This is a genomic window from Chlorobium ferrooxidans DSM 13031, from assembly GCF_000168715.1.
GTDB classification, from domain to species: Bacteria; Bacteroidota; Chlorobiia; order Chlorobiales; family Chlorobiaceae; genus Chlorobium; species Chlorobium ferrooxidans.
Map to the genome: position 1 here is coordinate 1 of NZ_AASE01000018.1, position 15,259 is coordinate 15,259.

The 15,259-nt window shown below is 51.4% G+C and carries 13 protein-coding genes; 9 read left to right on the top strand and 4 right to left on the bottom strand.

Going from position 1 to position 15,259, the window contains the following annotated elements; genetic code table 11:
- The 4 genes from CFERDRAFT_RS08675 to CFERDRAFT_RS08690 form a co-directional block, all read right to left on the bottom strand.
- The coding region (locus tag CFERDRAFT_RS08675) for an energy transducer TonB (protein WP_040433568.1) at positions 1 to 844 on the bottom strand (844 nt) is incomplete at its 3' end.
- A 9-nt stretch (positions 845 to 853) separates the two neighbouring features.
- Positions 854 to 1,273 carry a protein TolR gene (gene tolR / locus CFERDRAFT_RS08680; RefSeq protein ID WP_006366845.1) on the bottom strand — a complete coding sequence of 140 codons (420 nt, stop codon included), beginning with the start codon at positions 1,271 to 1,273 and terminating at the stop codon, positions 854 to 856.
- A complete protein-coding gene (gene tolQ / locus CFERDRAFT_RS08685; RefSeq protein WP_006366846.1) occupies positions 1,273 to 1,950 on the bottom strand; it encodes a protein TolQ in 678 nt (225 codons plus the stop codon). Before tolQ ends, tolR begins: the two co-directional genes overlap by 1 nt.
- Positions 1,951 to 1,976: 26 nt before the next feature.
- Positions 1,977 to 3,554 carry a DUF92 domain-containing protein gene (locus tag CFERDRAFT_RS08690; protein WP_006366847.1) on the bottom strand — a complete coding sequence of 526 codons (1,578 nt, stop codon included), beginning with the start codon at positions 3,552 to 3,554 and terminating at the stop codon, positions 1,977 to 1,979.
- Between the two features lie 493 nt (positions 3,555 to 4,047).
- Between CFERDRAFT_RS08690 and ilvD the strand changes: the two genes are divergently transcribed.
- The 9 genes from ilvD to cimA are packed head-to-tail and all read left to right on the top strand — an operon-like array spanning position 4,048 to position 15,204.
- A complete protein-coding gene (gene ilvD / locus CFERDRAFT_RS08695; RefSeq protein ID WP_006366848.1) occupies positions 4,048 to 5,754 on the top strand; it encodes a dihydroxy-acid dehydratase in 1,707 nt (568 codons plus the stop codon).
- Positions 5,755 to 5,761: 7 nt separating this feature from the next.
- On the top strand, positions 5,762 to 7,483 hold the full coding sequence (gene ilvB / locus CFERDRAFT_RS08700; protein ID WP_006366849.1) for a biosynthetic-type acetolactate synthase large subunit: 1,722 nt from the start codon (positions 5,762 to 5,764) through the stop codon (positions 7,481 to 7,483).
- Positions 7,484 to 7,491: 8 nt separating this feature from the next.
- Entirely contained in the window at positions 7,492 to 7,968 is a 477-nt protein-coding gene (ilvN, locus tag CFERDRAFT_RS08705) for an acetolactate synthase small subunit (RefSeq protein WP_006366850.1), read from the top strand.
- A gap of 41 nt (positions 7,969 to 8,009) precedes the next feature.
- The gene (gene ilvC, locus CFERDRAFT_RS08710) at positions 8,010 to 9,002 is read left to right on the top strand and encodes a ketol-acid reductoisomerase (RefSeq protein WP_006366851.1); all 993 of its coding nucleotides are present in this window, start codon (positions 8,010 to 8,012) and stop codon (positions 9,000 to 9,002) included.
- Positions 9,003 to 9,019: 17 nt separating this feature from the next.
- On the top strand, positions 9,020 to 10,078 hold the full coding sequence (gene leuB, locus CFERDRAFT_RS08715) for a 3-isopropylmalate dehydrogenase (RefSeq protein ID WP_006366852.1): 1,059 nt from the start codon (positions 9,020 to 9,022) through the stop codon (positions 10,076 to 10,078).
- 25 nt (positions 10,079 to 10,103) lie between these two features.
- On the top strand, positions 10,104 to 11,672 hold the full coding sequence (locus CFERDRAFT_RS08720) for a 2-isopropylmalate synthase (RefSeq protein WP_006366853.1): 1,569 nt from the start codon (positions 10,104 to 10,106) through the stop codon (positions 11,670 to 11,672).
- Between the two features lie 6 nt (positions 11,673 to 11,678).
- The gene (locus CFERDRAFT_RS08725; protein WP_006366854.1) at positions 11,679 to 12,974 is read left to right on the top strand and encodes a 3-isopropylmalate dehydratase large subunit; all 1,296 of its coding nucleotides are present in this window, start codon (positions 11,679 to 11,681) and stop codon (positions 12,972 to 12,974) included.
- Positions 12,975 to 13,020: 46 nt separating this feature from the next.
- Positions 13,021 to 13,587: a LeuD/DmdB family oxidoreductase small subunit gene (locus CFERDRAFT_RS08730; RefSeq protein ID WP_006366855.1), complete on the top strand. Its 567-nt coding sequence runs from the start codon at positions 13,021 to 13,023 to the stop codon at positions 13,585 to 13,587.
- A 3-nt stretch (positions 13,588 to 13,590) separates the two neighbouring features.
- Positions 13,591 to 15,204: a citramalate synthase gene (cimA, locus tag CFERDRAFT_RS08735; protein WP_006366856.1), complete on the top strand. Its 1,614-nt coding sequence runs from the start codon at positions 13,591 to 13,593 to the stop codon at positions 15,202 to 15,204.
- The last annotated feature ends 55 nt before the right edge of the window (positions 15,205 to 15,259 follow it).

Here is a 15,259-nt window from a genome sequence, read left to right on the forward strand (position 1 = left end):
TAAAGACAAAACCGACCCAAAGCTCACGCGTACGCTCCTCTTTTGGAATAACGGGAAGCGGGGAGGATTTCTCAAGTGCCCGTTTCACCGAGTTGTTCAGGTACTCACTTGGAGCCCTCCTGTCGATAACAATCTGATCGATCGTTCCGTCTGCAAGGATGTGTATATGAACATAGACCTCCATTCCATAGTTGCTCTTCAGCAACTTATTTGAGAACTCCCAGTTTTTCTGGATACGGTCCGCTATAACTGCCTTGTAGGGGCCGCCCCCTCTGCCGCTGCCGCCGGACCCGTTTCCACCCCCTGCGGAGCCGCCCCGTCCTCCCGGATTTCCTTCAGCATTCACTCTCTGCTGAAGCTGCGCCAGCGCTTTGTTCAGATTACCCATACTCCCTGCCGGAGATGGTTTGGGCGGCGCGGGCGAACTCTTGGCAACGACCTGTTTGAGGCGCTCAAGGGCCTTGTTGATCTCATCCTGCTTGCTGGCCGGCTTGGCTACAACATCGGAAATAGTCTTTGCCTTTTGTTGTACCGGGGTCGGCGGGGGCTGTGAGGCCGGCTGCGAGGCTTTTGGTTCGACCGGAGCAGGCGGTTCTGACACAGTTTGAGCTGCCGGAAGTGAGGATCCCTCGCCCGGTGCTTCTGAAAAACCGGCAGGGCCTCCGGGACCGGAGAGCGACACAAGCGTGACGCTTACCAGCCTTGGTGGTTTGGCATGCCGCTCTGCATCCAGAATCTGGAGATACAACGCGAATATAAAGAGCAGGAGATGCATGGCTGCTGCAGCGGCAAGCCAGAAAAAAAACTTTTTTTCAGCAGGAACTCTCTTCTGAGCTGTTTTCATACTCCCCACTTATCTCCCCTCTTTGCCGATAACAGCCGCCGGTTCCGTCACCATTCCGATCTTTTCAATTCCGGCATCCCTGATCTGGGCCATAACATCCATGACCAATCCGTAGGGGAGCGATTTATCGGCTTTCAGGTAGACCTCCCCTGTCCGCTTGACATCAAGGATCGTCGGCAGTTTCTGGCGAACTTCACTGGCGTTCAACTGATATTCATTGATATAGACCCGCCTTGAACCGTCAATGCTGATCACCAGCGCTTTCTCCGAGACGTCCATCTTCTCGTGGGTTGTTTGCGGGGTCTCAACCTTGACTCCATGCGTCATCATGGGTGCCGTTACCATAAAAATGATAAGGAGCACAAGCATGACATCAACAAATGGCGTTACATTGATGTCGCTCATCAAACGACCTTTTCCGGAAGTCATCATATCCCTTGCTGAGAAGAGGGTTCAATAAGGAATGCAGCGGCAAATTCCGGAGAAAACTCCTCGAGGTCATGTTCGATACTACCGATCTGCTGCGAAAAATAGTTATAGCCGATAACCGCCGGAATTGCTGCGGCAAGACCGGCGGCAGTTGCAATCAGGGCTTCAGAAATACCCGGAGCGACAATGGCAAGAGAGGCTGACTGAGACTGGCCTATATTCTGAAAAGAGGTCATAATACCCCAAACGGTGCCGAAAAGCCCGATGAAGGGTGCGGTATTACCGACAGTTGCAAGAAAAGAGATGAGTGACGAAAGTCTTTTGCCTTCCAGATTTGCCTCACGTTTGATTGCTCTTGCAATCCGGGCACGCGCCTGCCGGATATCGCTTTTCTCTCCAAGTGCCCGATACTCGATATAGCCTGCACGGAACACCCTGGGCAGGGAGCCATGCCGGTACTGTTCACTCTCGGTGAAAGCCTTGTCGACATTATAGACATCGAAAAAAAAGTCAAGGAACACTTTCGACTCGCCGAGTGATTTACGGACATAACCGAACTTGTAGGCAATGATTGCCCAGGATACCACAGAGAAAAAGAGGAGTACAAAAAGAACAAACAAGACGACAGGTCCGGCATCCGAAACCAGTCCGAAAATCCCGAGTTTAGAATCAAGCATCAGAAGGGTAACTAATTAAAGGTTCATTAAAACAAATTCATATTCTCAATCACCATGTAGGCCAGCGCTGAACCGGAAAGCGCACAGAGTGTGTTGACCAGATCATTATTGACAAAAGGGACGCCCTTGAGCAGCCGGTTTTCAACCATCAACCCGTCAGGAGCGAGGCTGTGGGTCCGTTCTGTAACCTTTTCCCGGATCGGATCAAAATACTGGGCCTGCACTGTTGCGCCGAAAAAGCTGTCAACAAGACTTGCCAGAAGTCCGGAAAAGCCGATGAGAAGAAAGGACTGGAGAACGCCAAAATCGGCCAGCCACTGCACATCGACGATCATGGCACTTGCACAGATAAAAAGGGAACCGAGAAATGCCCCTGATGTACCGGGAACAGAAACACCGCCGGAAGTACCTACGGGAACCTCCCTGAAGGTCGTGATCAGTCTCGCCTTCGGGTTTGGCCACATGGTTCCTATCTCTGTTGCCCAGGTATCGGCCTGCACGGCCGCAAGCGTACCAAGGTAGGCAAAAAAGATTGCCGGATCGTTGGTCAGGGAAAACACCACCATCATCATCCAGGCAATTCCCCCGTTGGCGTACACCTGGCCGGCATCACGCTGTGAACCTTTTTCAAAGACCAGATCAAATTTCGCCTTCCGTTTCTTGCCAACTTTGGACAATACCGATGAGAGAAGATAAAAGGTCAGGAGAGGAACAGTCCAGGCCATCCCGCCTATGCCGAATATCGTTGTTCCCAGAAGAAATGTGGCCGTTGCTCCGCTGTTATTGAGGAATTTAACCTTGATCGAGAATAACGCAAGGAGAAAGGCAAAAAATCCTCCGAGGAGAAAATTCTCAAGAAGAATAGTATGATTCATCTCAAGCACATAGAGGATATAGGCAATGGAAACCGGTATAAAAAAGTTATCCAGACCATAGGAGAGCAGCGCTTCAACCGCCGTGGCAACAAGCGCAAGAAGCAGCACAAGAGCAAAAAGAGAGATGGTTGATGTGCCCGCAAGGCCTCCGCTGAATTCATGACGGAAAAGCATCATGGTTGTACCGAGCAAGAGCAGGCTGCTGAAAAACATCGTGAGCGATCCCTCGACTGTTTTAGGGTTTTTGGTCAGATGCTCGATATGTTTTTTGCCGACGGAACTCCCTACAAGAGCCGCAAGCGAGTCACCCACCCCCATGACCAGCACGGAGATCTGGAGTATCCATTTATGCGATTCCCAGAGAAAAAGAGCAAGAAAAAGAAAGACCAGAGGAAAAAGAAGCGAACCATAGCTTTTAACGGTCGCGGTCGGCTGAAGATCACCGCTCTCGGCAAGCAAGGCCCGGAACCAGCTAAATCGCATGTTCAGTGCATTAAGCAGCAGCAGCAAAAGAGCTGCAAGCACGGGATAAAAGTTTGACTGAAAATAGGTTGGTATAAAAAACAGCACAACACCCATAGAGAGGTGAATGACTTTTCTGACCACCAGAGGAGAGATTCCGAATTTTCTTGTAAGCAGTTCCGCAAGAAGAACAAAAAGGAGCACAAGACAAAGAGTCAGAAAAAAGACCGGGATGTCCTGAGACAACGGAGACTGAAGGTTCAGCATGATTCTGTTGTTTGTTGTTTATTGCGCAAATATCAGCACTGAAAAAAGAATGCGACTGCTTAAAAAATATCATTTTAACTCTATAGATTAAACAGCAAATATTCACTCTCGTTTAATATTTTTATTGTTTGTATTAGTAGAACATTAAACGTAAATTAACTCCAGTTTTCGTTTTCTTTCGAAGAAACCTGTACCCATCAATGTCCGCATGTAATCGACATCTATTCCGCACAAGCAACGGATACGAAAAACCGGCCTCCGGAAATAATGCTGTTGGCGGTAGTATGGTCGCGATTTTGCTGAACTCCTTCAATTCCAGGATCGAAATAGTGTACACTGTGGTGATTCCGCAGGTGAGCACTGTTGTGCTCTAAACAAGCAACCGGTCCCAAGTCCATCACTCTCTTTTCAGACCTTTTACTTTCAGTGGCTTCGGGAACGGCAGTCCAGGAGATTTTTTTATAATTGGCGAAAAAAATAATCTTTCCCTGCCATGAGATCTGATACGATAAAGAGCGGATTTGAAAAAGCACCGCACCGCAGCCTGCTGAAAGCCACAGGCTCAATAACATCCAACAGTGACTTTAAAAAACCATTTATAGGGATCTGTAACTCCTTTAATGAACTGATTCCCGGTCATGCACACCTGCAGGAGCTGGGCAGAATTGCAAAGGAAGAGGTGCGAAAAGCCGGCGGAGTCCCTTTTGAGTTCAATACCATCGGTGTATGTGACGGTATCGCCATGGGCCATATCGGTATGCGCTACTCGCTTGCAAGCCGTGAACTCATTGCCGACAGTGTCGAGACTGTTGCCGAAGCCCACCGTCTTGACGGGCTTGTCTGCATTCCGAACTGCGACAAGATCACCCCCGGCATGATGATGGCCGCTCTGCGCATCAACATTCCCGTTATCTTTGTTTCCGGCGGGCCCATGAAAGCAGGCCATACACCTGCCGGTAAAACGGTTGACCTGATTTCGGTTTTTGAAGCTGTCGGCCAGTTCAGCAGCGGTAAAATCAGTGAAGGTGAACTGGAGACCATAGAGGATAGCGCGTGCCCCGGATGCGGATCCTGCTCCGGAATGTTCACGGCAAACTCAATGAACTGCCTGAGTGAGGCTCTCGGTTTTGCCCTGCCGGGAAACGGAACGATTCTGGCCGTTGATCCACGGCGAAATGAGCTGGTTAAAGAGGCCTCACGCCGCATCATTGATCTGGTAAACCGCAATATCAGACCGAGGGATATTCTTACAAGAAGTGCGCTTTTAAACGCATTTGCCCTTGATTTTGCAATGGGAGGGAGCACCAACACCATTCTGCACACCCTGGCCATTGCCAATGAAGCAGAGCTTGATTTTGACTTTTCGGAGCTGAACGCTCTTTCGGCAAAAACACCCTATATCTGCAAAGTCAGCCCTGCCACCATGGAGGTCCATATCGAGGATGTAGACCGGGCCGGTGGTGTATCGGCAATCCTGCATGAGCTCAGCCGGATTGATGGGCTTCTTGACCTCTCGGCGTTGACGGTAACAGGAAAAACTCTTGGAGAGAATATTGCTCATTCGGAAGTAAAGGACAGAACCGTCATAAGAAGTGTTCAGGATCCCTACTCCGCAACCGGCGGCCTGGCAGTACTATACGGAAATCTTGCCCCGCAGGGTGCTGTAGTGAAAACCGGAGCGGTGAGCCCGTCCATGCTGAAACATACCGGTCCGGCAAAGGTCTATGACTCTCAGGATGATGCGATCAAAGGTATTATGGGGGACGATATCAAACCGGGCGATGTCGTTGTTATCCGCTATGAGGGGCCGAAAGGAGGCCCTGGAATGCCGGAGATGCTCTCCCCCACCAGCGCCATCATGGGACGCGGACTCGGAGAGTCGGTGGCACTCATTACCGATGGGCGATTCTCCGGTGGATCACGGGGAGCCTGCATCGGTCACGTATCGCCTGAAGCAGCAGAAAAAGGGCCTATTGCCGCGCTGGAAAACGGTGACCTGATCACCATCGATATTGCGGAAAGAACCATCTCGATGGAGCTGACCGATGACGTTATCAAAGAACGGCTGGCAAAACTGAAGCCGTTTGAACCGAAAATAAAAAAAGGGTATCTGGCGCGCTACTCCCAGATGGTCACATCAGCCAATACAGGCGCCATACTGAAAAACCCGGGATCCTGTGAACCTTGTGAATCAAAATAATCGAGCTATGCACTCTTCAGACCAAACACTTAATGGTTCAGAGATATTTTTTGAATGTCTGCGGCGCGAACACGTTGAATATATTTTCGGATATCCAGGCGGATCGCTGCTGAAAGTCTATGAAACGCTTCATGACGTTAAAGATATAGAGCACATCCTTGTCCGCCATGAACAGGGTGCTACCCACATGGCTGAGGGTTATGCCCGTGCTACCGGCAAACCGGGTGTTGTACTTGTCACCTCCGGGCCCGGCGCAACAAACACCGTTACCGGTATTGCCAATGCCTATATGGACTCATCTCCGATGGTGGTCTTTACCGGGCAGGTCCCAAGCTCACTGATCGGTAACGATGCCTTTCAGGAGGCCGACATTGTCGGCATTACCCGTTCGATAACGAAACACAACTTCCTTGTAAAGGATGTCAGGGAGCTTGCTCTGACCATCCGCAAGGCGTTTTTCCTTGCCACTACCGGCAGACCGGGTCCGGTTCTTATCGATATGCCGAAAGATGTACTGAATGCCTCATGCCCGTTCCACTGGCCTGAGACCGTTGATATCCGGGGCTTCAAGCCAACACTCATCTGTCACTTGAACCAGGTCGAGAAAGCTGCCCAGAAAATCGCGCAGGCAAAGCGTCCTCTGCTCTATATCGGTGGCGGAGTGATCAGCGCAGAGGCATCGGAAGAGCTTCGGGCTTTTGCTATAGAACAGAACATACCGGTCACCATGACCCTTCAGGGACTGGGCGCATTCCCTGCAAACCATCCCCTCAGCATGGGGATGCTCGGCATGCACGGAACCTACTGGGCCAATCAGGCTGTCAACAACTGCGATCTTCTGATTGCCGTCGGTGCCCGCTTTGATGACCGGGTAACCGGAAAAATCGAGACGTTCGCGCCCCAGGCTTACAAGATTCACAATGACATTGATCCTACCAATGTCGATAAAAATGTCAAGGTTGATCTGCCGATTGTCGGCGATGCCAGACACTTTCTCGCTTCACTGCGTGAGGTTATGCCGGAGAAGTCGGCGAACCGCGAACCCTGGCTTGAGCAGATCAACTCATGGAGGGAGAGCTGCCCGTTGAGCTACAGTTACGATGAGAAGACACTCAGAACCGAGTTTGTTATTGAAGAGGTCTCAAAACAGACCGCCGGCAATGCGGTTGTTGTTACCGATGTCGGCCAGCATCAGATGTGGACATCGCAGTATTTCAAATTCATCAATCCGCGATCCATCATCACCAGCGGAGGACTCGGCACGATGGGTTACGGCCTGCCGGCGGCCATCGGTGCAGCTTTCGGCATCAAGGACCGGCCCGTTGTGCTCTTCTGCGGAGACGGAGGATTCATGATGAATGTGCAGGAGCTTGTTACCGCCGTTCACCATAAAATTCCGGTCAAAATTTTCCTGATCAACAACAGCTATCTCGGAATGGTACGACAGTGGCAGGAGCTTTTTCATAAGGAGAAATACTCTTTTACCGATCTTGGCGACAGCAACCCGGACTTTGTAAAGGTTGCAGAGGCATTCGGTTGCAAGGCTCTCCTTGCCGAAACCCCTGCTGCCGCCAAAGCCGCAGTCACTGAAGCCCTTGCATGGAACGAAGGGCCGGTACTTGTTGAGTTCAGGGTTGTCAAAAAAGATATGGTCTTCCCTATGGTTCCGGCAGGAGGCTCCATTTCAGATATGCTCCTGGCAAGGTTAAATCCAAAAACAATGGTTTGAATCGGACTATGAAACATCTTATTTCTGTACTGGTTGAAAACAAGTTCGGCACCCTCAACAGGGTTGCCGCCATGTTCAGCGCACGCGGCTTCAACCTCGAAAGTATATCCATCGGAGAGACCGAAGACAGCGAAATCTCACGCATGACCATTGTGACAAGGGGTGACGACCAGATCATCAGCCAGGTAGTAAAACAACTCAACCGGCTGATTGATACGATCAAGGTTACCGATCTGACAAAGCAGCCTCATGTTGAACGGGAGCTGCTTCTGATGACCCTGAAACTCAGCAAAAGCGTGCAGCATGAGATTTTTGAGCTGATCAATGTTTTTAAGGGAAAAGTCGTGGATATAAAACAAAAATCAATTACTATTGAGGTCATCGGCACTCCCGACAAGATCAACACAACTATTGATATCTTCAGGCCGTACGGCATCAGGGAACTTGCCCGTTCCGGGGCTGTTGCGATCCAGCGGGGAGAGTGAAACCATTTTTACTGTAATTATCAATCAAAACTATTTCAGAGATGAACGTTTATTATGACCAGGATGCCGATCTCGGTTATCTGCAGGGAAAAAATATTGCAATTCTCGGTTACGGCAGCCAGGGCCATGCTCATGCCCTGAACCTCAAGGAGAGCGGACTGAACGTCTGCGTCGGTCTTCGCAGCGACAGCTCTTCGGCGGCCAAAGCACGCGAAGCCGGCCTACAGGTCAATACCGTGGCTGAAGCGGTTAAATGGGCTGACATTGTCATGGTCCTGCTTCCCGACCAGACCCAGAAGGCGATCTATGAAAGTGAGATTCTGCCAAACCTTGTTCCGGGCAACACCCTTGCTTTTGCTCATGGCTTCAATATTCACTACAAACAGATTGTTCCGGCAGAGACCATCAACGTCATCATGATTGCGCCGAAAAGCCCGGGCCATCTTGTTCGCCGGACCTTTACCCAGGGTAACGGTGTTCCCTGTCTTATCGCCGTTCATCAGGACTATACCGGTGAGGCCAAACAGCAGGCACTTGCATGGGCAAAAGCTCTTGGCGGCACGAAAGCAGGCGTCATTGAAACCTCCATCAAAAATGAAACCGAGACCGATCTTTTCGGTGAACAGGCAGTACTCTGCGGCGGTTCAGCCGAACTGATAAAGGCCGGATTTGAAACCCTTGTTGAAGCCGGATACCCTGAAGAGCTTGCCTACTTTGAGTGCATGCACGAGCTGAAACTGATTGTGGATCTCTATTATGAAGGTGGCCTGTCGAGAATGAACTACTCCGTAAGCGATACAGCCGAGTACGGCGGCATGACCCGCGGACCCCGCCTTATCACCCCTGCGGTCAAGGCCGAGATGAAAAAGATTCTTGAGGAGGTGCAGGACGGCCGTTTCGCCAAGGAGTTTATTGACGAGTGCAACGGCGGCTACAAAAATCTCAACAAGCTCAGAGCGGAAAACAGCGGCCATTCGATTGAGAAGGTCGGTGCCAAACTGCGCGACATGATGAGCTGGCTGATAAAAAAATAACAGAACTCGAAAGAAGAATGTACAAGATCGTATCCATACCGGGAGATGGTATAGGCCCGGAGGTAGTTGCCGGAGCTGTTTCTGTATTGAAGCAGCTCTCGAAAAAACATGGCTTTGACGTAGTGATAGAAGAGCATCCATTCGGCGGAGCCTCCTATGACCTGCATGGCGAGATGCTCACGAGTGCCACGCTTGAGGCTTGTAAAAAATGTGATGCCGTGCTGCTCGGCGCTGTCGGTGGCCCGAAATGGGAGAAGCTGCCGCACGAGCACAAACCGGAAGCTGCACTGCTTAAAATCCGCAAGGAGCTTGAGCTCTTTGCCAATCTCAGACCGGCAAAAGTCTACGATGCACTTATTGACGCATCATCGCTCAAGGCTGAAGTGGTTCAGGGCACAGATTTTCTTGTCTTCAGAGAGCTTACCGGCGGTATCTATTTCGGTCAGCCTCGCGGATTCGATGAGAACCGGGGCTGGAACACCATGGTCTATGAGCGCTATGAAGTCGAACGTATTGCCCGACTCTCTTTTGAAGCCGCCAGGAAACGCAAGGGGAAGGTGATCTCCATCGACAAGGCCAATGTGCTTGAAGTCTCCCAGTTCTGGAGAAATGTCGTGCATGAAATCCACAGGGAGTACGCTGATGTGGAGCTGAGCGATATGTATGTCGATAATGCAGCCATGCAGATTGTTCGTAACCCGAAACAGTTTGATGTTATTGTAACAAGCAACCTCTTTGGTGACATTCTGAGCGATATCGCTGGTATGATCACCGGTAGCCTCGGCATGCTCCCTTCGGCAAGTATCGGCACAACCTATGCCCTCTACGAGCCTATTCACGGCAGCGCACCCGATATTGCCGGCCGTAATATTGCCAACCCGATTGCTACCATTGCTTCCGTTGCGATGATGTTTGAACACTCGCTGAACAAACCGGCAATTGCCCGCGAGATTGAAGCGGCTATTGAGGCAACTCTTGCAGCGGGACTGCGGACGGCTGATATTGCCGCACCGGGGGAGAAAACAGTTTCGACAACAGAGATGACAGAGGCAATTGTCCGCCATCTTGGCGCCTGAACAACCTGTAGGCGGAGAGAATTCGGTGAAAGAGAAGATTCTGGTATTTGACACAACACTGCGCGACGGGGAGCAATCACCCGGCGCATCGCTCAATGTGCAGGAGAAGGTGGAGATTGCCCGGCAGCTTGAAAAGCTTGGCGTCGACGTCATAGAGGCCGGCTTTCCGGCCTCCTCTCCCCTGCAGCTTGAAGCAGTACAGCGTGTCGGAGCAGAGTCGGGAGCAATTGTGGCGGCCCTTGCAAGAGCAGTTGAAGGCGACATAACTGCTGCATGGAAGGCCCTGCAGCAGGCGCGAAAGCCCCGCATCCATACCTTTATCGGCACCTCCGATATCCATATTTCCGGGAAATTCGGCAGCGAACGCTACGGTCTTACCCTGCAGGAGAAGCGCAAAACCATTCTCAGAATGGCGGCTGATGCTGTTGCCTTTGCAAAAACCTTTACAAACGATATTGAATTTTCCGCTGAAGATGCGGGACGCACCGATCCCGGTTACCTGGCAGAGATTATAGAGGCAGTTATAACGGCCGGTGCGACTACGGTCAACATTCCCGATACGACCGGCTACACCTGGCCCTCGGAGTTCGGAGAGAAAATCGAGCGTCTCCGGAACAGTGTACCAAACATCGCCAATGCCGTCATCAGTGTCCACTGCCATAACGACCTTGGTCTTGCCGTAGCCAACACCCTCAGCGCTCTCCAGCACGGAGCCCGCCAGGTGGAGTGTTCCATGAACGGCATCGGAGAGCGTGCAGGAAATGCATCGCTTGAGGAGATTGTCATGGCGCTGAAAGTGCGCAGTGACCTGCATAACTTCTGTACCGGTGTCGTCACTGAAGAGCTTTACAACACCAGCCGCATGGTCTCGACCTTTACCGGCATCATTATCCAGCCAAACAAGGCAATTGTCGGCGACAACGCATTCTCTCACGAGTCGGGCATTCATCAGGACGGCATGCTTAAAAACCGTGAGACCTATGAGGTGATGACGCCCGAATCAGTTGGCGTACCCCGTACAAGTATTGTGCTGGGCCGTCACTCCGGAAAGCACGGATTGCAGTCCCGTCTTCTTGCTCTCGGTTACAAACTGCAGGATGCTGAACTTGAAGCGGTATACCGGCGGTTTGTCGATATAGCCGACAAAAAGAAAGAGGTCTACGATGACGATCTCAGGGTGCTGATGGGTGACGAACTGACCAGACCCGGAAGCGCTTTTGAACTGGACTATTTGCATATCAACAGCGGTACCGCTTCGATTCCGACGGCAACCGTGCGAATAAAACACAATGAACAGGTGTTTGAAGAGTCAGCTACCGGGGACGGCCCTGTCGATGCCTGTTTCAGGGCCATTGAGCGGGCACTGGGCATTGAATCGATGGTCACCTCCTACTCGGTCCGTTCAACCACTGCCGGCCGCCAGGCTCTCGGAGAGGCACTGGTACGCATCAGGGACCGCAATGTATCCTTTAACGGAAGAGGGGTTTCGACCGATATTATTGAGGCAAGTGCCAAAGCCTATCTCCAGGCTCTCGGCCTGCGCCAGCATCATTTTGAAAACAACTCTACAGAAACCATAGATAACGGGGTTTAAGAAACCATGCAACAAACCATAACCCAGAAGATCCTTTCGAGGGCAGCCAACCGCAAATTTGTCGATGCGGGAGAGAGCGTATGGCTGAATGTCGACATCCTGCTTACCCATGATGTCTGCGGCCCTCCGACTTTTGATATTTTCAAGCAGGAGTTCGGACCGGACGCCAAAGTGTGGGATCCGCAAAAAGTTGTCGTGCTGCCCGACCACTATATTTTCACAGCCAACGAGCATGCACACCGCAATATTGATCTGTTGCGCCAGTTTGCCGCCGAACAGCATCTTCCCCACTACTATGATGTCGGCTCCGATCGCTACAAGGGCGTCTGCCATGTTGCCCTGGCCGAAGAGGGATTCAATATTCCCGGCACCGTGCTCTTCGGAACCGATTCGCACACCTGTACGTCAGGCGCATTCGGCATGTTCGGTACCGGTATCGGCAACACTGATGCCGCATTCATTCTCGGCACCGGCAAGCTCTGGGAAAAAGTCCCTGAATCGATCAAGTTCACCTTCGATGGCGTTATGCCCGAATATCTCACGGCAAAGGATTTGATTCTCCAGATTCTCGGCGATATCACTACCGATGGAGCTACCTACAAGGCAATGGAGTTCGACGGTGAGGCAATTTTTTCGCTTCCTATGGAGGAGAGAATGACCCTCACCAATATGGCAATTGAAGCCGGAGGGATGAACGGCATTATCGCTGCCGACAGTGTCGCCGAAAGCTATGTCAGGGCAAGAAGCCAGAAGCCCTACGAAATCTTCCGGAGCGATCCGGATGCAAAATATCACAGCAGGTATCACTACAATGTCCGCGAACTGGAGCCGGTTGTGGCACAGCCGCACAGCCCTGATAACCGGGCTACCGTCAGAAGCGTCCAGGGCACGAAAATAACCAAGTCCTATATCGGATCGTGCACTGGCGGAAAACTGACCGACTTTGTGATGGCGGCAAAGATCCTGAAGGGAAAAAAGGTTTCGGTAACCACCAACATTGTACCTGCTACGGTTCTTGTTGCCAGAGCGCTTGAAACCGAACGCTTTGAGGGAGTGACCCTGAAGCAGATTTTTGAGGATGCCGGATGCAGCATCGCCCTGCCTTCATGCGCTGCGTGCCTTGGCGGACCTTCCGATACGGTCGGACGTTCGGTAGATAACGACCTTGTGGTTTCAACCACCAACCGCAACTTCCCCGGACGCATGGGCAGCAAACATGCAGGAGTCTACCTTGCTTCCCCGCTCACAGCGGCAGCATCAGCAGTTACGGGCAAACTCACCGATCCGAGAGATTTTCTCTGAGCGGCGGAACAGGCAACTATGAACTTGTAAGGAAACAACTACCACTATGGAGACCATCATTCAGGGCAAAGCCTATGTACTGGGCAAAAATATTGATACCGACCAGATTATTCCGGCCGAACATCTTGTCTACAGCCTCTCCGATCCGGAAGAGGTAAAGCTCTACGGCAAATATGCCCTTTCAGGTGTTCCTCCCGAACAGGGTGGACTGCCGGAAGGGAACATCCCCTTCATCCGTGAAGGAGAGTTCAGCTCCGACTACACCATCATCATTGCAGGCCCGAATTTCGGCTGTGGCTCATCAAGGGAGCACGCTCCGTTCGCCCTGAAAGTTGCCGGCGCGAAAGCCATTATCGCGGAATCGTACGCGCGGATTTTTTATCGCAACTGTGTAGACGGCGGCTTTGTTATCCCCTATGAGACAGCCGAAGAGCTCAACCAGGTTATCAAAACCGGTGATGAGCTGAAAATCGATGTAAAGGCCAACACCATCGAAAACCTGAGCCGCCAGGTCACCTACAAACTCAGTGCTCTGGGTGATGTATTCAGCATCATAGAGGCCGGCGGAATTTTCGCTTATGCCCGACAGGAAAATTTAATGGCACAAAGCTGATTTATGAGTGTTCAATCAAGAAAAATAGAACTTTACGACACCACCCTGCGCGACGGAACGCAGGGTGAGCATATCAATCTTTCGGTTCAGGACAAGCTGCTTATTGCCGAGAGGCTTGATGAGTTCGGCATGGATTACATAGAGGGCGGATGGCCAAGCAGTAATCCCAAGGATGAGGAGTTTTTCATCAAAGCCCGCAAGCTGGAGTTCAAACAGGCAAAGCTCTGCTCGTTCGGTTCGACCGCCCGTTTTGCAAAAAGTGTTGAAACCGACCCCAATCTCCTGGGGCTCCTCCAGTCAGAAACTCCGGTCATCACCATATTCGGCAAAACCTGGCAGGCCCACTCCGAAAAAAGTCTCGGGATATCAGACGAGGAGAATGCCGAGTTGATCTATCGCTCGGTCTCTTTCCTCAAGAGTGAAGGTCGGGAGGTTTTTTTTGATGCTGAACACTTTTTTGACGGTTACAAAAATAACCCGCCGTTTGCGCTGAAAATGCTGCTCTCGGCAGTTCAGGGCGGTGCATCAAGAATCGTTCTTTGCGACACCAACGGAGGCTCACTGCCGCATGAAGTGACCGAGATGGTCCGCCATGTGCTCCAGGTTACCGGCATCCCTGTCGGGATCCACAGCCACAATGACGGAGATCTTGCCGTAGCAAATACCATCGCGGCTCTCCAGGCTGGTGCAACCCATGTGCAGGGTACCATAAACGGTATCGGTGAGCGGTGCGGCAATGCCAACCTCATCAGCATCATTCCGAACATCATGCTGAAACTTGAGGGTACCTCAACTTCAGTAAACAATCTCGGCAAGCTCACTCAGCTCTCCAAGTTTGTCTACGAGATTCTCAATATGCCCTCCAACACAAGGGCCCCCTTTGTAGGAAAGTCCGCATTTGCCCATAAGGGAGGCATCCACGTTAGTGCGGTCATGAAAGAGAGTTCGCTCTACGAGCATATCGACCCTGCGCTTGTCGGAAACCGGCAGAGGGTTCTGGTTTCGGAACTTGCCGGTCAGAGCAATATTCGCTACAAGGCCCAGGAACTCGGGATTGCTATTCCCGAAAAAAGCGATGTTATCAAGAACATTGTCAACCATGTCAAGGAACTCGAACACAAAGGGTACCAGTTTGACGGCGCTGAAGCCTCGTTCGAACTGATCCTTCAGAAAGAGCTTGGCAGCTTCAAACCGTTCTTTGAGGTAGTTGAAACCAAAGTGCATATTGAATCCGGAAAGGATGCCAAAAATGTCGATCAGGCCGTTCTAAAGGTGATGGTTGGTGGTGAGATTGAACATATTGCCGCTGACGGTGACGGTCCGGTCAACGCACTCGACAAGGCCCTGCGCAAGGCACTGATCCATTTTTATCCTGAAATCAAGGCCATCAAGCTGATTGACTACAAGGTCCGTGTGCTTGAAGAGAAACGCGGCACCAGCGCCAAAGTGAGGGTGCTGATTGAAAGCAGTAATGGCCGCAACACCTGGGGCACGGTCGGCGTTTCCACCAACATTATTGAAGCAAGCCTTCTGGCTCTTCAGGACAGCATGAACTACCACCTCTTCACCGTCAAAGCTGCTCTCCCCGCAGCTGAATCCCCTTTACCTCAATCCTGAACAAAATGATTTTCGGCAGCACCCCATGGTGCTGCTGTAAATCCCTGAACGATAA